This window comes from Xylanibacter oryzae DSM 17970 (genome assembly GCF_000585355.1).
GTDB lineage: Bacteria > Bacteroidota > Bacteroidia > Bacteroidales > Bacteroidaceae > Prevotella > Prevotella oryzae.
Genome location: NZ_KK073873.1, coordinates 1,082,512 through 1,100,037 on the forward strand (window position 1 = coordinate 1,082,512; position 17,526 = coordinate 1,100,037).

Genomic DNA, 17,526 nt, shown 5'->3' on the forward strand with positions numbered 1-17,526 from the left:
AAAAAATGCAATAAAATATTTGGTCTTTACCATAAAAAGAAGTACCTTTGCAGCCACAAAAGGGGTTCAGTAGCTCAGTTGGATTAGAGCAACGCCCTTCTAAGGCGTGGGTCAAGGGTTCGAATCCCTTCTGAATCACTTAAAGAAAAGCCCTATAAATAGGGCTTTTCTTTTTTTATAGGCAAAGCAGCATTATTGTATATTAAAATATTTGTAAGCTATCAATTTTCACTAGTTGTATTACTAACCGGCGTAATGCCAATTTTTAACGATAATTTAAATCTTTAGATACGTATACCTTAATAAGTCAAAGGTCTGATAAAAGGATATATCCAACGATTTACCAATAAGGTTATACATCCATTTTTACCGGTATTGCCGAGTTTGTTAAGTATATCCTGGATATATCTCATTGTATTTTTGTACAGCACAGAGCTCTATACATTAGAACTTAATATTGCAAAAGGTTTAGCAGACTCTATGCTTCCTACAAAGAAGCTGTTGTTCTGATAAATCGCAATGCAACTCATCTGCTGTTCACAGATATTCATCGAGTAATACTCTCCTTCTTTCTTTGTATTCATAACCCTCAATTTTTACATTGAGCGCAAAATTACATATTTCAAGCATTACATCCTATACGGTGAAAATTGACTGCTTACAAATTTTTATCCATTTACCAAACGTTATTACCAACATTTTTTTAAATACAAAAAATCACTTATAGACTATTGCCATAAGTGATTTATACATATTTTAAATTAGAAAAGCAGCGTTTATTTCTTTTCTGTTTTCGTATCAGATTTAGGTTTGAATATGCCTTTTACAAATCCACCAACAGCAGCACCGGTACGAGTAAGTCCCTTTTGTGCAGTACCGATACCCTTGCCTAAACCGCTACTAACACTATCACTTGTATTTTCAGCCTTTTCGCCAAATCGTTCAGCCCTATATTTTATTATACGTTTGCGATAAAGGCTCTTTAATTCATTATAATCCTCTATTTGTTTAGTTGTCATGCTACTTTTGTATATTTTATACTGCGAGGTATAATTTTCATAAACAGAGTCTATTGAATTAAAATCATTTTTTGATATATCCTTACGGCTACTTACAGCATTAACAAAGTCCTTATACTGTTCAAGGTATTGAGCCGATGTCATTTTTGTTTGCGAAAAGACAGTAGAGCAAATACTTAAACAAACTACTACTGATAAAATAAATCCCTTTTTCATTATTACTATTTTAGTTAATTTATTCTTCACCTCTTAATACAGGCAATGAAATGTGATACCTTACAGCCAATATTCTTATTATACATACAACTAAAAATGATATAAGAACCGTAAAGTTATTACTAATTCCGAGCCATGATAACAACCAATACACAAGTCCACCGGCGACACAAGCCATAGCATATATCTCCTTTTGAAAAATAAGGGGTACGCTATTTAGCAATACATCCCTTATTACGCCCCCTGCCGCACCTGTAATACATCCCATAATTATTGAGACCCAGAACGGTTGTCCGTAAGCTAAAGATTTCTGTATACCTGCAATTGTAAAAAGTGCTAGTCCTAATGTATCAAACACAAGCCACGTTATATCTAACTTCTTCATATATTTAGTAAAGATTATCACAAATAACAATGCAAAACCAGTACATATTATATATAATGGTGAAGTCATCCAGAATGGGACTGCTCCCAACATCAAATCTCTAATGGTACCTCCACCTATAGCTACAGCTATACCGCATACATATCCGCCAAACCAATCAAAATGTTTGGCAGCAGCAAGTCTTATACCTGATATTGCAAATGCAAATGTTCCTATTATCTCTAAAAATTGCTGAAGTGTTGATAGTGCTAATTGGTCTGGCATATTTTGTCTTCTTTATTTTACTATATTAACAGGTTTATTAGCTATAAAGCACTTTAAATTGTTCACAGCAATGCTCATAAGTCTTAACCTCGCATCTTTTGTCGCCCATGCTATATGAGGAGTTATAAACGCGTTTGGAGCTTTAAGCAGTGGATTATCAATTGAAGGAGGCTCTTTACACAATACATCAGCACCATAACCTCCAAGTTGACCTGACTTAAGGGCGTTAGCCACATCTTGTTCATTTACAAGTTGTCCTCTTCCTGTATTGATAAGTATCGCTCCATGCTTCATCTTAGATATTGTGTTTTTATTTATAAATTCTTTTGTCCCAGCAGTAAGTGGACAATGCAAGGTAAGTATATCACTTATACCATATAAGCCTTCCAAGGTCGTTTTTTGTATTCCATCAGGTAAATCAGCCTTGTTTTTAGAAGTATACGCAAAAACATCCATTCCAAAGTCCCTGGCAATACGAGCAACCCTTAAACCAATATTACCTAATCCAACAATTCCTATAGTTTTTCCAGATAACTCCATTAGATCGTTATCCCAGTAGCAGAAATCAGGATTAGAACTCCATCTGCCTTTTCTGTTTTCTTCAGCATAATGACCAATTCTATTTGTTATATTTAGTATATGAGCAAACGTCATTTGCGCCACACTGTCTGTACTATACGAAGGTATATTAGTAACAATTATCCCCTTAGAACTAGCAGCCTTCACATCCACTATATTATAGCCTGTGGCGAGTACACCTATATACTTAAGTTTTTTCAACTTGCTTATAGTTGCATCTGAAAACACTACTTTATTAGTTAAAATTATCTCCGCGTCTTTACTTCTTTCCTCAACATCTTCAGGTGCCGTCCGCGGATATACGACGACGTCACCAAGCGTCTCTAATTGACTCCAGGATAAATCTCCAGGGTTCAATCCATAACCATCTAAAATTACGATTTTCATTTCTTTATAATTAAAAAATCAATCTTCTTTATATCTTTCACCCCAATTAAGCAACATCCTCTGATAAATCTTCTCTTCTGCCGGTGAATGCTGGCAGAACCATATTTTTTTGTTTTTAAGCATATCAGGCATATACTGTTGCTCTGTAAAATGACCTGGATAGTCATGTGGATATTTATATCCGTCATGATACCCCAATTCAGACATCAACTTTGTTGGAGCATTGCGCAAGTGCAAAGGTACTGGGGCATTTCCTGTTTCTCTAACTAATTGTAAAGCAGCATCAATACCTAGATAAGCTGAATTACTTTTAGGACTTGTCGCAAGGTAAACAGTAGCTTCAGCTAGAGGTATTCTTCCTTCTGGCCATCCGACTTTCATAACTACATCAAAAGCCGTATTTGCCAATAGCAAAGCATTGGGATTAGCCAAGCCAACATCTTCTGATGCGCTTATCACAAGTCTCCTTGCGATAAACTTCGGATCCTCTCCCCCTTCTATCATTCTTGCCAACCAATATAGTGCCGCATCAGGATCAGAACCTCTTATACTTTTAATAAAAGCAGATATTATGTCATAATGCATCTCACCATCTTTATCATACGCTAGTGGGTTTTGCTGCAACCTGTCTTCTATCAACTGGTCTGTTATAACAATTTTCTTATCACTTGATGCATCTACGACAAGTTCAAGAATGTTAAGCAATTTACGTGCATCTCCTCCACTGTATCTCAGTATGGCGCCCGTCTCTTTCAATTCTATACTTCTTGTCTTTAACTCTTCATCCTCGTTTATAGCCCTATTCAACAAATCTAATAAATCATCTTTTTCTAACGATTTCAAGACATACAGTTGGCAACGGGATAATAGTGGACGAATAACCTCAAAAGAAGGGTTCTCTGTTGTAGCACCTATTAAAGTCACAATTCCCTTTTCTACAGCACCAAGCAGAGAATCTTGTTGAGATTTGCTAAAACGGTGGATCTCATCAATAAAAAGAATAGGACTAGATGTATTAAAAAAATGATTACTCTTAGCCTTCTCTATAACATCACGCACATCTTTTACTCCACTAGTAACGGCACTCAACGTATAAAATGGTGTATCCAATTTATTTGCAATAATCTGAGCCAATGTAGTTTTTCCAACACCAGGAGGACCCCATAAGATAAAAGATGTAATATGACCTGCATCTATCATCCTCCGGAGTACAGCCCCCTCACCAACCAAATGCTTCTGACCGATATATTCGTTCAGAGTGCGGGGTCTCATTCTTTCTGCTAAAGGTTTCGACATAATTATTTATTTGCAAAAATAAAAAATTAATATCATATAGAAAAATTTATGTAGGAAAACTTGTGAATAAAAAATAAAGTATATACTTTTGCAAAAAGATTGGGATAAGAGTACTATAGAACAAAGGACAACCGCGAGTAATATGAAGATAACGATATTGCAGACCGATATAAAATGGGCTGACATCAATGCAAATATAGATAATGCTGAGCATCTAATAGAAGAAGCTTCCCATTCAGATATATACGTATTGCCTGAAATGTGGAGCACAGGTTATGCAATAGAACCACAAGGAATATCCGAAGATGCTGACAATAGTGTATCATTAAAATGGATGATAAATATAGCTAGATCTTTGGGAAGTGCAATAGTAGGAAGTTTGTCTGTAACAGAATCTGGCAAATACTATAACAGATTATACTTTGTATATCCTGATGGTAATTTCAAATACTACGATAAGCACCATCTTTTCAGACTTGGCGGCGAAAGTAAACATTATACAGCAGGTAATAGCAGAGTCATCGTAGAGTATAAAGGTATAAGGATTCTTATTGCAACGTGTTTTGATTTAAGATTTCCTGAATGGATTCGTAATTTTAACGATTACGATTGCATTATAATTGTTGCGAACTGGCCAGAGTCAAGGCAAAATGCTTGGGATATCTTGTTGAAAGCAAGAGCTATAGAGAACCAATGCTATGCAATCGGAGTCAACAGAACTGGCAATGACAAGTATTGCAATTATATTGGCAAGAGTGCGGTAATAGACGCATATGGTAAAGACATTATATGCTGTCCTGACTCTGAAAACATTTCTATGTCTTGTGATATAGACATCAAAGAATTGCAAAAGTTCAGAAGTGAATTTAGCGTATTGGAAGATAGAGATAACTACATATTAGTATAATAACTAAAAAACAATAATAACAGTAATGAAACAATCACCTAAAAAATCATTAACTCTTAAAACAATAAATAAGAGTAACATCTGGGATGTTCAGGAAAATGATATTTTTCGAATGTGGTCTTTGGCTGAAAAGGATGCCGAAATTAAAGACAATGCTAGACATTATACAGATATTATAAGTTCAGCATTCGATATAGAGATATTGAAAATTGACAAACCCGAAATCCGTAAGAAGTTCGAAGAAAGAGGTTTTAAGATAGGACAAATAAAGATTGACGATTCAACTAAGGGCACTTGGGCTGTAAAAAAGCGTCCAATATTAAGAGTTACAGATCTTACTTATGAGAATATACGTCATATTTCTGCTGCGAAACTATTGGAGGTAATTGACCGTAATTTCGGAGGAGGATGGGAGTCTCTTTCACAAAGCATACGTGATATTATTGAGAGTGGTTTTGATATAAGCACTTCTACTTTGCCAAAAGACTGCGTGCATAGTGGTATGTACAACAAAAAAATTGCAGACGGCTTCGATGTTCTTGAAATTCCAAAAGGAAACTGGGTTGAATCAATTTTTGCAAAAGAAAAGCCTGAAGTAGAACGCCCAAGATTGAAAATCGAGAAACGTGACGAGGACGAACTACCAGAGGACGAACGCCCTGAAGAAGATGAAGACGATATTCAAGAAGAACCGAATTTTGACGAAGCTCTTGATGAAAATACATACCGTACAACATTTGATTTGGGAACAGATCCAAATGTGGATGCAGGTGATTTATCTGACTTTAGTGAAGATGACGAATAATAAATAAAAAGGATGTGCAAGTGGCACATCCTTTTTATTTATTATATTTTTACTGTTATTACCCTAAGGTCTTTATCCATGCTACTATTTCCAACCATTATATGATATGTTCCTGGTACTACCCTTATAGTGTTAGTCTTTGTATCCCAACCTTCAAATTTATTTCTAGGCATATCTATAGTGACGCTTTTACTTTCACCGGCATTTACATGTACCCTTAAAAAAGCACGTAAAGACTTTATAGGACCTGACTTGTCAGCAACATTTTTAATATATACTTGGATTACATCTGTCCCCTCTTTTTTCCCAACATTAGAAACTGTTGTATAAAGTTTGCCATCAACGCTATCATATCTAGTGTTTGATACTTTATATGTAGTATAATTTAGTCCATATCCGAATGGGAACAAAGCTTCGCCCTTAAAATATCTATATGTGCGTCCTTCCATCTTGTAATCCTCATAATCAGGTAATTGACCAACATTCTTATAGAATGTTACCGGTAGTTTTCCGCATGGGTTATAATCACCAAACAAAACATCAGCGACTGCTGTTCCACCTTGTTCGCCCGGATACCAAGCCTGTAATATTGCATCTGCGTTTTGAGTCTCTGGCACAAGTCCAATAGCAGAACCACTGCAATTAATATATACTACCTTTTTCCCAGCTTTATGCAACATGCCAATCATCTGTCTCTGTACATCAGGCAGTTCTATATTCGTTCTGTCACCACCTTTAAATCCTGGAAAATCAACTTTCATTTCCTCACCTTCGAGTCTAGGTGAAATTCCGCCAACAAAGACAACAGCATCAGCATCTTTTACAGACGAAAGGATTTGATCATTCAGAAGATTGATTTTCTTAACCACATCAAAACTTAGCATAGCCAGACCATCTTCCTGCTTATAATCCAATTCCAGATTATATTTTTTTCCTGCCTCAAAATACATTTCTCTTTCCTTATTAACTACGCGTTGCTGACTTTTCCACGAATCAATAATAGTATCACCGTTAACAATAAGTCTGAAACCATCATCACCAGCAACCTTGAATGTCAACTTATCTGACTTTTCAGGTATAAAGACACCTGTATAGCGGCCAGAAAAATTCGTTAGGTTTACACCGGGAGCAAATACTGTACCTCCTCCGTTATCCAGACGTATAGGTTCACGCATCTGCATTATAGCAGCGGCACCACCCTCTTGGGTTAAATTGTTATAATACGTAGCCTTCATTCCTTTAATGCCATCATCAGAATTTATATCATTATAAAAACTTTTCTCTGACGAATTATTAATTAATCCGCATCCGGCAACATAAGTTACATTCTTTGCCTTGTTTTGAATACCTTTCAATATTGTGACAGTCTCTGTAGGATATCCATTATAATTACCCCACATCATTGTAGAATCACAAGCATTAGGACCCATCACGACAATCTTCATGTTTTTGTTTAGAGGCAGAATATTATTCTTATTCATTAATAGCACCATTTCTTCTCTTGCCATTTGTAGAGCCATCTCCTTATGTGATTTGCTGGCAACAACAGACTCAGGTATTTTAGTCCAGTCATTAACTGAATCAGAATCAAAATCACCAAGTTCAAAACGAGCTTTAAGCAAGCGCTTCAAACTTACATCTATTTGCTTTTCGGATATTTCACCATTTTTTACAGCTTCAGGCAAAGTTAGATAGTTACTTCCGCACTCTGTATCGGTGCCACTCCTTACAGCCTTTGAAGAAGCTTGTTCGGCATTAGTCGAAACACCATGTCTCCCCTTTTCCCAAAAATCGCTTATTGCACCGCAGTCACTAGTGACCAAACCTTTGAAGTTCCACTCATTACGTAGTATCTGTTGTAGATAACGATTATTACCACAGCACGGCTCACCATCAATACGCTGATAAGCGCACATGACCTCCTGCACATTTCCGTCCTGTACTAGTGCTTTAAAAGCAGGAAGATAAGTCTCCCATAAATCACGTTGTGGAAGATTTTCAACATTAAATGAGTGTCTGTTCCATTCAGGTCCGCTATGAACAGCAAAATGTTTTGCACATGCAAGTAATTTTCGATATTTAGTATCTTCCGGACCTTGCAGTCCTCTTACCACAGCAAGTCCCATACATGTAGTAAGATAAGGGTCTTCACCATATGTTTCCTGTCCGCGTCCCCATCTTGGGTCACGGAATATATTTATATTAGGTGTCCAAAAAGACAAACCTTGATACCGTTTGATAAAACCTGTTTTTCTGGCGATTGTGTTTTTAGCTCTCGCTTCGTCACTTACAGCATCATAAATTTTGTATAGCAGATTATCATCAAACGATGCCGCCATACCTATAGTTGCAGGAAATACTGTAGCGAAACCATTACGTCCAACACCGTGTAGACCCTCACTCCACCATTCAAAAGCAGGAATGCCCAATCTCTCTATAGATGGCGATGCGTTACACATCAACTTAACCTTCTCATCTAAAGTAAGTCTACTACACAAGTCAGTAGCTCTTTCTTCAGCAGATAAATTTCTATTCTGATAAGGCAGTTGTGCACTTACTATTGTTGTTTCCAATAATAGCAACATAAAAATAGCATGTCTTTTCATAAATAATTTGTTTAAGATTTAATTTTGGTATGCGTCTTCCCCTATCTGTTCATGACTTCCAATAGTTAGTTTTCTCAAATCATAAAAAGAACCATTATAAATATCAAAATCGATATATCCCTTAATACCAGGCAATTTACCACAATCGGTATGCTGCCAGAATTTCCATCGTCCTTCATATTGAACCTTCTGCACATAATAGTGAGCTATCCAATATGGATATTGGTCAAAAACAGGATCATCGAGGTATGTCATTTTAAATTTATAGTAGGTATATATTATAGGTTTTACATGATATTTATCTTCAACAATATGCAACCATGTAAGTACGCTTTCTTTAAATTGTTCGTTAGTTTGATCTTTTGATTTATGTTCAATATCAAGTACAGGTGGTAAATCACCATCTTCAAGATGCACTTGTTTCAAAAAATATGCAGCTTGATCACGAGCAGAAGATTTAGTGCTCCAAAAATGATACGCTCCCCTTATAAAGCCATATTCTTTAGATTGATAGAAGTTGTCATTAAAGTTATCATCCAACGAAGTAGTTCCCTCTGTGGCCTTTATAACGACAAAACGCACTGGACAATTATCAATCATGGCATCTTTAACCTTTTCCCAGTCTATCGTACCTTGATAATGGCTTATATCTATTCCATGGATTTCGTATCCCTCTGGATAGTCAACATCACCATATAGAGCTCTCCATCTAAAACCTGTAGGACCTACAAAAAAGAAATAGAATGCCCATATATAACCAAAAACTACCAGGCCTCCTCCTAACCACCAAGTCCACGAAGGCATTTTTTGTAAGAAACGTATAAAAAAACCAGGGCGTTTATGACGGACAGGGGAACGATAGCTGCTACGACGATAAGTAGTCGTAGTTCTTTTCGTTGTTTTTGTTTTTGCTTTTCTTTGGTTACCTGTCATTAATTATTTATTATAGGGACAGACAAACCGTCTGTCCCTAATAAAATTTTATTTTTGTTCTAATGCAAGTGTTCTTGTTGGTTGATCACATACTTCTGTCGGTCCCCAGTACTGTATTGGTCCTGGGTAAACATAACACGTGTTCTTAGACCATTCTTCACGCTTAGCAGCAAAAGCCTTAAATGGCTTACCGTCAAGTTCAACAAGGGCTTTACGTATAACCGGTTTCATTTCACCGTTACGCTTTTCCATATTCATCATCATCGTTATTGGCACACCACCTGCAATCCATTGGTCTGCTGGAGCAGTTGTATTTTTAACGATAGCCATATATCCGGTCTTGCCGTTTGCAACAAGTTGTGCAGCACTTGTACCAAGAGCATAACAGTAATCTGCGTCAAAGTTTGATGGAGCAGCGCAACGTCCTTCATATCCGAAGAAATGATGCTGGGCTGCAAATTTACCATTATATTTATTTTCCTTAGCCCACTGATCAAGTTTGCTAGCACACATATCCGAAATTAGTTTTTCTGTTTCAATAAGAGAAACCTGTACATTTCCATGAGGATCACGGTCAAGAGAAAGTTGGCGAGCAACACCCTCTGGTAATGTTTCAAAGGTTTCTTTATTCTCAGCACTAAGATGAGCTATGATATATTCACGTTGAGCATCTTTATCCAAGTCTTTGTAATCACTTCCGTGAGCAGCAAGCAAGTCATTTAATTCCTCAATAAGACGGCCTATAGCCGGTACGAATTCAATAAGACCTTCAGGAATTATTACGGTTCCGAAATTCCAGCCTTTACTTGCACGATAAGCAACAGCGTCACATATCTGTTCTACAATCTGGTTAAGAGTCATGTCTTTGGCTTCAACTTCCTCTGACACTATGCAGATATTTGGCTGACACTGAAGTGCGCATTCAAGGGCAATGTGACTAGCTGAACGACCCATAACCTTGATAAAATGCCAGTATTTACGTGCTGAGTTACAGTCACGCTCAATGTTACCTATAAGTTCTGAATATGTCTTTGTAGCAGTATCAAAACCGAAAGATGTTTCAATCTGAGTATTTTTCAAGTCACCATCAATAGTCTTAGGGCAGCCTATTACCTGTACGCCATACTTCTTTGCTGCATAATACTCAGCTAGCACACAAGCATTTGTATTTGAGTCATCGCCACCTATTATGATAATAGCTTTGATATCTAGTTCACGTATAATTTGCAATCCCTTCTCAAACTGTTCTTCCTTTTCAAGTTTAGTACGACCTGAACCAATGATATCGAAACCACCTGTGTTACGATAATCAGCTAGAAAATCCTCTGTTATCTCAACATATTTATGATCAACAAGACCACCAGGACCCATCAAGAATCCGAACAGTCTGTTATTTGAGTTCAACTTTTTGATTTCATCAAACAATCCACTGATAACATTATGGCCGCCAGGAGCCTGACCACCACTTAGGATAACACCTACATTCATTGCCTTCTGGGCAGTCTCTTCACCTGGAACGAACTCAACTAATGGCATTCCATAAGTGTTAGGGAATAATTTTTTTATTTCTTCCTGATTGTCAACGCTCTTTGTTGGAGCGCCTTCTTTAACTTTTACTGCACCTTGAAGAGCCTTCGGCAACTTTGGCTGATAAGCGGCTCTTGCTTTCTGCAATGCACTTTTTTCCATGTTTTTTTTAAATTAATAATATATGAATAATGAATTATACTTAAATTCTAAGTTGCAAATTTAATATTTTTCTTCGAAGAATCAGAAAGAAATCATTCAAAATACAAAAATTAATTCTTTTTTAGTCTGATAATTCTTTTATATTCAAGTTTTTTGTTATCTTTGAACTTGAATAATCAATAAAAAATAATAAAAGGGTAATTTATTATGACTAATAAGAAAGATTTAAAAAAGACAGTCAACTACATCTGCAGTGATCTTTTTGCGGAGTGCGTAGCAGCATCTCTTTATGGCAACAATCCTCCTAAAGAGAATGTTGATGCCTTGCTAGAAAGTATTTTGCGCATCCATAGCGATTATGTAAGACGTATTTCGCATGTAGAGCCTGGTATGAGTGCAAAATTGTACTTTAAACATTATGTCTGTGATTTTAACAAACAAGTTGATGAAATCGTAGATCAGATTAAAAATCTTATACAGTAATTTTATGGTAAAAAAACTATGTCGCTGGATCTTATATAGACTTTGGGGGTGGAAGATAGATGTAACAGTCGACCGCCCCAATAAATATATTTTGTGTCTGGCCCCGCATACAACAAATTGGGATTTACTTTTAGGTGAGTTGTATGCACACGCCGAAGGTTTTCAGTGTCAGTTTTTAATGAAAAAGGAATGGTTTTTCGGTCCTTTAGGTCCTTTCTTCAGGAAGATTGGAGGTATACCTGTATGGAGATCTAAACATACCAGCATGACAGAAAACCTTGCAGCTATAGCAAAAGATAGCAAATCTTTTCACTTATGTATAACACCGGAAGGAACACGTTCTCTTAATCCTAATTGGAAAAAAGGATTCTACGTTATTGCTCAGAAAGCAGAACTCCCTATATTATTGTATGGTGTTGATTACGAGAAACGTATTATACGTTGTACACGTAGCATTACGCCTTCTGGTGATATTGATAAAGATATGCGTGATATAAAACTATATTATAAAGATTTCAAGGGCAAATACCCTGAGAAATTCACTATAGGAGAATTATAAAATTATGAATAGGTTTTGCCGTACCATACTTATCCTACTGTCCACAGCTATAACCAGCGTATCGGCCCAAGACAATGTAATGTTAAACAGTCAATGGGGCAATATAGATTACAGTGGCGAGCCTTGGACAAAGAACGAATCAGTTCCTTATAAGATAAAAAAGGGGTTGCAGAACCGTCATATTTCAGTTTGGGCGTCTCATGGCAGATATTACAATCTGTCTCAAGACAGATGGGTATGGCAGCGTCCTAACCTTTTTTGCACAACCGAAGATCTTTTCACTCAAACTATAGTAGTACCATATCTCATCCCTATGCTTGAGAATGCCGGTGCTATAGTTTTCACTCCACGTGAAAGGGATTGGCAAAAAAACGAGATTATTGTAGACAATGATGATACAAACAAAGCTAATGAATATACTGAATTTGTAAGCAAGCGTCATTGGAGCACTTCTACTATAAAGGGATTTGCGAAACATAACGGAGCGTATTCAGACAACGAGAATCCATTCACCGCAGGCACAGCGAGAATGGCAGAGACGGCAAAAAGCAAATCAAAATGTAGCGAAATTTCTTATCAACCTGTTTTTCCTGTCGAAGGAAAATATGCTGTATATGTAAGTTATCAGACTATGCCAAAGAGCATTGATGATGCACACTACACTGTTTTTCACAAAGGTCAGGCTACCTCAATACTTGTAAACCAGCAAATGGGCGGAAGCACATGGGTATACATTGGAACATTTGACTTTGACAAAGGTTATAATCAGTTTAATCGTGTTGTGATAACTAATCAAAGTCAAAGTCATGGTGTTGTAACAGCTGACGCCGTAAGATTTGGAGGTGGAATGGGAAATATCGAGCGTGGCGGACAAATAAGTGGATTACCTAGATGCCTCGAAGGGGCGCGTTACTATGCACAGTGGGCTGGTATGCCATATAGCGTATACAGCTCAAAAAACGGAGCAGACGATTACGCTGACGATATAAACGTGCGTTCATTGATGACAAACTACCTTGGAGGAGGGTCCGTTTATATGCCTTCACTTGACGGTGACAAAGTACCTTTCGAATTATCACTTGCTATACATAGTGATGCAGGATATGCAAATGACTGCAAATCACTCGTAGGTTCTTTGGCTATATGTACCACGGAATATAATGATGAACGTTTAAATTCAGGCATATCAAGAATGATATCTAAAGATTTTGCATCATTGCTTCTTAATAACGTAAAAACCGATATCACCTATAAATACAAGAACTGGAGTGAGCGAGATTTATATGACAAAAACTATTCTGAAACACGATTGCCAGAAATACCTTCTGCCATATTAGAAACAATGTCACATCAGAATTTTCCTGATATGATTATGGGACAAGATCCTAGCTTCAAGTTTACAATGGCAAGGTCAATATATAAGACCATCACTAAATTTGTAGCTGCACAACATGATAAAAAATTTGTTATCACCCCACTTGCTCCTGACGATTTCCGTATTGAGTTTAAGAACAAAGATAAAATACGCATTTCATGGAATGACGTAACAGACCTTCAGGAACCAACCTCCATCCCAACGGGATACGTATTGTATACCTCTGCCGGTACAAGTGGATTCGATAACGGCAAATATATTAAAAAGAACAACTATATTGAAATGCATTTGAAGCCTGGTGTAATGTACAATTTTAAAGTTACAGCCGTTAATCAAGGTGGAGAAAGTTTTCCTACGGAAGTTTTATCTGCATACTATAATCCCTTAGCGAATAAGACTATTATGATCATAAATGGATTTCACCGTCTTGCGGCTCCTGCCATTCGTAACAATGACAAAGAGCAAGGGTTTGATTTAGATGCTGATCCAGGAGTAAGTTATGGTCCTACAGCTGGATGGAACGGAAGACAACAAAGTTTTGATATTAAAAAAATAGGTAGCATTCTACCTGACGGACTTGGATATTGTGGAGATGAATTGGCTGGAACGTTCGTTGCCGGGAATGACTTTAATTATGTTAGAACCCATGCTGATGCAATCGCATCTACTTCCAACTACAATATCGTTAGCTGTTCAAGCCTTGCAGTAGAATCAGGATTGGTTCAAATCAAGAAATATGATATGATAGATCTTCTACTAGGTTTAGAAAAAGATGACAAGCATAGTCTTGAATTCTATAAAACATTTAAGGCATCTATGCAAAATAAGCTAAAAGAGTATGCTATGCAAGGTGGTAAAATGTTTATTAGTGGTTCATATATCGGCTCAGACATGCAGACAGAATCAGAAAAATCATTCATGGCAAATCTCTTTAAAATAAGTTGCGACAGTACGGAACAATATAACAAGAACGACACTATAAAAGGTTTAAGCAATACTTTTACCGTATATCGAACTATTAATGAGAAACATTATGCAGCCACATCACCTGATATAATCAATCCATTATCTCCGGCATTCTGTGCCATGCAGTATTCAGACAACCAATCTGCTGCTGTTGCATACGGTGGTACCGATTACAGATGCTTCACAATGGCACTGCCATTTGAGTGTATCAAAAACGCAGAAACAAGAAAAACGCTAATGGGAGGAATTATAAAATTCCTAATAAAATAAATATAACTTTAGAAACCTTATATTATGTACAAAATTCAAGCAAACGTTTCTGGAACAAGAAACATTATCGTAAAAGACGAACATCTTAGCACTATCGACAAGTACGAATTTTTTAAAGGACTTATTGACAGTAATGGATATGTAGACGAACAGGTTTTGGAAAAACTAAAACTAAACGTCCGTTCTTTACTTGAGTCAGAATCAGGTAAAGACAAACAACTGCTAGACCTATGTCTAGATGTAATATATAACTCAAATATGAAAGCCTTCGGACTGCAACAGCTCGTCTTGCTTTTCATAAATTGGAAAAACAAAAAGATAGCAGGAGAAGAATCTGCAGTAGAAGCAGCACTAGAAGACTCCGCTCAATTTACTAAATGAAAGAATACAAATTAACCGATTGGTTACCGACGACAAAAAAAGAAGTAGAGTTAAGAGGATGGTCAGAACTTGACGTAATCCTCTTCTCTGCAGATGCATATGTTGATCACCCGTCATTTGGAGCAGCCGTTATTGGTAGAACTCTTGAGGCACAGGGATTAAAGGTGGCAATAGTACCGCAACCAGACTGGCACGGCGATTATAGAGATTTCAAAAAGCTTGGTCGCCCTCGTCTGTTTTTTGGAGTTGCTCCAGGGTGTATGGATTCAATGGTTAATAAATATACGGCTAACCGTAGACTTCGTTCAGAAGATGCATATAGCCCTGATGGACGGCATGACTGTCGCCCAGAATATCCAACAATCGTATATACCAAGATATTAAAAGAGATATATCCTGATGTTCCTGTAATCTTAGGAGGTATTGAAGCATCAATGCGTAGACTCACTCATTATGATTACTGGCAGGATAAATTGATGCGTTGCATTCTTTGTGATTCAAATGCTGACATGATTATCTATGGTATGGGTGAAAAGCCTATTATAGCTGTATGTAATGAGTTATCAGATGGTAAAGACATAAAAGAGATCAAGGATATACCACAAACGGTTTACTTATCACCAAAAGAGGACATTCCAAACGGAATTAATGACTCTGATATTTTGTTGCACTCTCATGAAGAGTGTCTTCGCAATAAGAAGGCTGAAGCAGAAAATTTCCGCCATATTGAAGAAGAGTCTAACAAGATGCACGCTCAGCGACTTATTCAGGAGGTTGACGGCATCTATGCTGTGGTAAATCCACCTTACCCTCCTATGAGCACAAAAGATCTTGACGAAACTTTTGAGTATCCATATACACGTCTGCCACATCCTAAATACAAAGGTAAGCGTATTCCGGCATATGAGATGATAAAGTTTTCTGTCAATATCCATAGAGGATGCTTCGGAGGATGCGCTTTCTGCACTATCAGTGCTCACCAAGGCAAGTTCATAGTATGTAGAAGTAAGGAAAGCATACTAAAAGAAGTCAGGGAAGTTATGGAACTACCTGATTTCAAAGGTTACTTATCTGACCTTGGTGGACCTTCTGCCAACATGTACGGATTAGGTGGAAGAAACAAGAACATATGCGAGAAATGTAAAAAGCCTAGTTGTATAAATCCCCAAGTATGTCCTAATCTTGACACAGATCATACTAAACTGCTTGAAATATACCATGCTGTTGATTCTGTGCCGGGTATCAAAAAAAGTTTTATAGGTAGTGGTGTAAGGTACGATTTATTATTGTACAAGAGTAAGGACGAACACGCCAACCAAGCGGCACGTCAATATACTAAAGAGCTGATATGCAATCATGTAAGCGGCAGACTTAAAGTAGCACCTGAACACACAAACGACAATGTTTTGAGACTGATGCGAAAGCCTAGTTTTAAACAATTCGAAGAGTTCAAGCGTGAATTCGATAAAATTAATAGTGAAGAAAATCTACGAGAACAACTCATTCCATATTTTATAAGCAGTCATCCTGGATGTAAAGAAGAGGACATGGCAGAACTCGCAGCATTGACAAAACGTCTGGACTTCCATTTGGAACAGGTACAGGACTTTACCCCTACTCCAATGACTGTAAGTACAGAGACGTGGTATACAGGATACGATCCATACACACTTGAACCGGTATTCAGTGCGAAGACACCACGTGAAAAATTGGCACAGCGTCAATTCTTTTTCTGGTATAAGCCAGAAGAAAGAAGAAACATTGAGAATGAACTGCGTAAGATTGGCAGAACAGACCTTATCAGTCAGATTTACAGCGGAGAACGTAATAAGCAATTCTCAGCTGAGAAAAAAGGAAAATTTTCAGACAACAAACCAGAAACTGACAGGCATGAGAAAACGGAGAATAAGAATAATACACACAATCGAAGAGGGAAACCCGGAATAGAAAGAAAAAATAAACGCTGGTAAAGATGTTAAATAATCATATAGGGTGCATCATACTTTTTGTAGTTTGCCGCTATATGATTATTTTTGCATATCATTAAAAAATACACAGATATTAAAGCATTTGTCTACATATTATGCATTTATCTTATAATGCTCACTGTTAAACCGTGTGCAGATATACACTATTGTGCAAATAAAGACAAAGCAATGATAGAAAATGTACAAGCTCAAAATAATGAAAATCACAAAAATGGTATTGACGATTGCTCTCCTTTATGTGTTTGCAACTGTTGCATGGCAGCAGTAGCTCAGATAAAAGAAATAAGCATTGACTTTATTGAGAATACATTGCCTAAAGATAACAATACATTATACATTTCTAGCACCACTCAGAGTGCGATAAGATCAGTTCTACAACCGCCAAGAACTATCTAATAATAAATACTTCTAATTTTAT

The 17,526-nt window shown here is 36.9% G+C and carries 16 protein-coding genes and 1 tRNA gene; 9 read left to right on the forward strand and 8 right to left on the reverse strand.

Annotated elements, in window-relative coordinates; translation table 11 throughout:
• Positions 1–63: 63 nt before the first annotated feature.
• Positions 64–138, forward strand: a tRNA-Arg gene (locus tag XYLOR_RS04490).
• Between the two features lie 299 nt (positions 139–437).
• Here the strand turns inward: XYLOR_RS04490 and XYLOR_RS13775 are convergent.
• The 5 genes from XYLOR_RS13775 to XYLOR_RS04510 all read right to left on the reverse strand — a co-directional run bounded on the left by XYLOR_RS13775 (position 438) and on the right by XYLOR_RS04510 (position 4,146).
• Entirely contained in the window at positions 438–584 is a 147-nt protein-coding gene (locus XYLOR_RS13775; RefSeq protein WP_154655664.1) for a hypothetical protein, read from the reverse strand.
• Positions 585–776: 192 nt separating this feature from the next.
• Entirely contained in the window at positions 777–1,235 is a 459-nt protein-coding gene (locus tag XYLOR_RS04495) for a hypothetical protein (protein WP_154655665.1), read from the reverse strand.
• 19 nt (positions 1,236–1,254) lie between these two features.
• Complete coding sequence (locus XYLOR_RS04500; protein WP_036877348.1) at positions 1,255–1,884, reverse strand: trimeric intracellular cation channel family protein; 630 nt, start codon at positions 1,882–1,884, stop codon at positions 1,255–1,257.
• A gap of 12 nt (positions 1,885–1,896) precedes the next feature.
• Positions 1,897–2,850: a D-2-hydroxyacid dehydrogenase gene (locus XYLOR_RS04505; RefSeq protein WP_036877350.1), complete on the reverse strand. Its 954-nt coding sequence runs from the start codon at positions 2,848–2,850 to the stop codon at positions 1,897–1,899.
• Positions 2,851–2,868: 18 nt separating this feature from the next.
• Entirely contained in the window at positions 2,869–4,146 is a 1,278-nt protein-coding gene (locus XYLOR_RS04510; RefSeq protein WP_036877351.1) for a replication-associated recombination protein A, read from the reverse strand.
• A gap of 142 nt (positions 4,147–4,288) precedes the next feature.
• Between XYLOR_RS04510 and XYLOR_RS04515 the strand changes: the two genes are divergently transcribed.
• Positions 4,289–5,053, forward strand: coding sequence for a nitrilase-related carbon-nitrogen hydrolase (locus tag XYLOR_RS04515; protein ID WP_036877354.1), 765 nt, complete (start codon positions 4,289–4,291; stop codon positions 5,051–5,053).
• 25 nt (positions 5,054–5,078) lie between these two features.
• A complete protein-coding gene (locus tag XYLOR_RS04520) occupies positions 5,079–5,858 on the forward strand; it encodes a hypothetical protein (RefSeq protein ID WP_036877357.1) in 780 nt (259 codons plus the stop codon).
• A 41-nt stretch (positions 5,859–5,899) separates the two neighbouring features.
• Here the strand turns inward: XYLOR_RS04520 and xyl3A are convergent, their stop codons facing one another.
• Genes xyl3A through XYLOR_RS04535 form a run of 3 tightly spaced genes read right to left on the reverse strand, consistent with a single transcriptional unit; the run spans position 5,900 to position 11,086 of the window.
• Positions 5,900–8,464 carry a xylan 1,4-beta-xylosidase gene (gene xyl3A, locus XYLOR_RS04525; RefSeq protein WP_036877360.1) on the reverse strand — a complete coding sequence of 855 codons (2,565 nt, stop codon included), beginning with the start codon at positions 8,462–8,464 and terminating at the stop codon, positions 5,900–5,902.
• An 18-nt stretch (positions 8,465–8,482) separates the two neighbouring features.
• Positions 8,483–9,397 carry a glycoside hydrolase family 25 protein gene (locus XYLOR_RS04530; RefSeq protein WP_036877361.1) on the reverse strand — a complete coding sequence of 305 codons (915 nt, stop codon included), beginning with the start codon at positions 9,395–9,397 and terminating at the stop codon, positions 8,483–8,485.
• Positions 9,398–9,445: 48 nt separating this feature from the next.
• On the reverse strand, positions 9,446–11,086 hold the full coding sequence (locus tag XYLOR_RS04535; protein WP_036877364.1) for a diphosphate--fructose-6-phosphate 1-phosphotransferase: 1,641 nt from the start codon (positions 11,084–11,086) through the stop codon (positions 9,446–9,448).
• 207 nt (positions 11,087–11,293) lie between these two features.
• Here XYLOR_RS04535 and XYLOR_RS04540 point away from each other — a divergent pair, with 207 nt between their 5' ends.
• The 6 genes from XYLOR_RS04540 (at position 11,294) to XYLOR_RS14105 (ending at position 17,504) form a co-directional block, all read left to right on the forward strand.
• Complete coding sequence (locus XYLOR_RS04540) at positions 11,294–11,569, forward strand: hypothetical protein (RefSeq protein ID WP_036877367.1); 276 nt, start codon at positions 11,294–11,296, stop codon at positions 11,567–11,569.
• A 4-nt stretch (positions 11,570–11,573) separates the two neighbouring features.
• Positions 11,574–12,128, forward strand: a complete 555-nt coding sequence (locus tag XYLOR_RS04545; RefSeq protein WP_036877370.1) for a 1-acyl-sn-glycerol-3-phosphate acyltransferase — start codon at positions 11,574–11,576, stop codon at positions 12,126–12,128.
• Positions 12,129–12,132: 4 nt separating this feature from the next.
• Positions 12,133–14,739, forward strand: coding sequence for a golvesin C-terminal-like domain-containing protein (locus XYLOR_RS04550; RefSeq protein ID WP_051508868.1), 2,607 nt, complete (start codon positions 12,133–12,135; stop codon positions 14,737–14,739).
• Between the two features lie 24 nt (positions 14,740–14,763).
• Positions 14,764–15,120 (forward strand): DUF8442 family protein, encoded by a 357-nt coding sequence (locus XYLOR_RS04555; protein ID WP_036877372.1) that lies wholly within the window; start codon positions 14,764–14,766, stop codon positions 15,118–15,120.
• Positions 15,117–17,090 carry a YgiQ family radical SAM protein gene (locus XYLOR_RS04560; protein ID WP_051508869.1) on the forward strand — a complete coding sequence of 658 codons (1,974 nt, stop codon included), beginning with the start codon at positions 15,117–15,119 and terminating at the stop codon, positions 17,088–17,090. Before XYLOR_RS04555 ends, XYLOR_RS04560 begins: the two co-directional genes overlap by 4 nt.
• A gap of 63 nt (positions 17,091–17,153) precedes the next feature.
• A complete protein-coding gene (locus XYLOR_RS14105) occupies positions 17,154–17,504 on the forward strand; it encodes a DUF6660 family protein (protein WP_309477140.1) in 351 nt (116 codons plus the stop codon).
• Positions 17,505–17,526 lie beyond the last annotated feature (22 nt).

What these genes read in the sequence shown, in the direction of transcription:
- XYLOR_RS04505 (WP_036877350.1), bottom strand. Translation starts at nt 2,850, where the DNA reads ATGAAAATCGTAATTTTAGATGGTTATGGATTGAACCCTGGAGATTTA.
- xyl3A (WP_036877360.1), bottom strand. Translation starts at nt 8,464, where the DNA reads ATGAAAAGACATGCTATTTTTATGTTGCTATTATTGGAAACAACAATA.
- XYLOR_RS04540 (WP_036877367.1), top strand. Translation starts at nt 11,294, where the DNA reads ATGACTAATAAGAAAGATTTAAAAAAGACAGTCAACTACATCTGCAGT.
- XYLOR_RS13775 (WP_154655664.1), bottom strand. Translation starts at nt 584, where the DNA reads ATGAATACAAAGAAAGAAGGAGAGTATTACTCGATGAATATCTGTGAA.
- XYLOR_RS04510 (WP_036877351.1), bottom strand. Translation starts at nt 4,146, where the DNA reads ATGTCGAAACCTTTAGCAGAAAGAATGAGACCCCGCACTCTGAACGAA.
- XYLOR_RS04555 (WP_036877372.1), top strand. Translation starts at nt 14,764, where the DNA reads ATGTACAAAATTCAAGCAAACGTTTCTGGAACAAGAAACATTATCGTA.
- XYLOR_RS04550 (WP_051508868.1), top strand. Translation starts at nt 12,133, where the DNA reads ATGAATAGGTTTTGCCGTACCATACTTATCCTACTGTCCACAGCTATA.
- XYLOR_RS04515 (WP_036877354.1), top strand. Translation starts at nt 4,289, where the DNA reads ATGAAGATAACGATATTGCAGACCGATATAAAATGGGCTGACATCAAT.
- XYLOR_RS04560 (WP_051508869.1), top strand. Translation starts at nt 15,117, where the DNA reads ATGAAAGAATACAAATTAACCGATTGGTTACCGACGACAAAAAAAGAA.
- XYLOR_RS04500 (WP_036877348.1), bottom strand. Translation starts at nt 1,884, where the DNA reads ATGCCAGACCAATTAGCACTATCAACACTTCAGCAATTTTTAGAGATA.
- XYLOR_RS04520 (WP_036877357.1), top strand. Translation starts at nt 5,079, where the DNA reads ATGAAACAATCACCTAAAAAATCATTAACTCTTAAAACAATAAATAAG.
- XYLOR_RS04545 (WP_036877370.1), top strand. Translation starts at nt 11,574, where the DNA reads ATGGTAAAAAAACTATGTCGCTGGATCTTATATAGACTTTGGGGGTGG.
- XYLOR_RS04535 (WP_036877364.1), bottom strand. Translation starts at nt 11,086, where the DNA reads ATGGAAAAAAGTGCATTGCAGAAAGCAAGAGCCGCTTATCAGCCAAAG.
- XYLOR_RS04495 (WP_154655665.1), bottom strand. Translation starts at nt 1,235, where the DNA reads ATGAAAAAGGGATTTATTTTATCAGTAGTAGTTTGTTTAAGTATTTGC.
- XYLOR_RS04530 (WP_036877361.1), bottom strand. Translation starts at nt 9,397, where the DNA reads ATGACAGGTAACCAAAGAAAAGCAAAAACAAAAACAACGAAAAGAACT.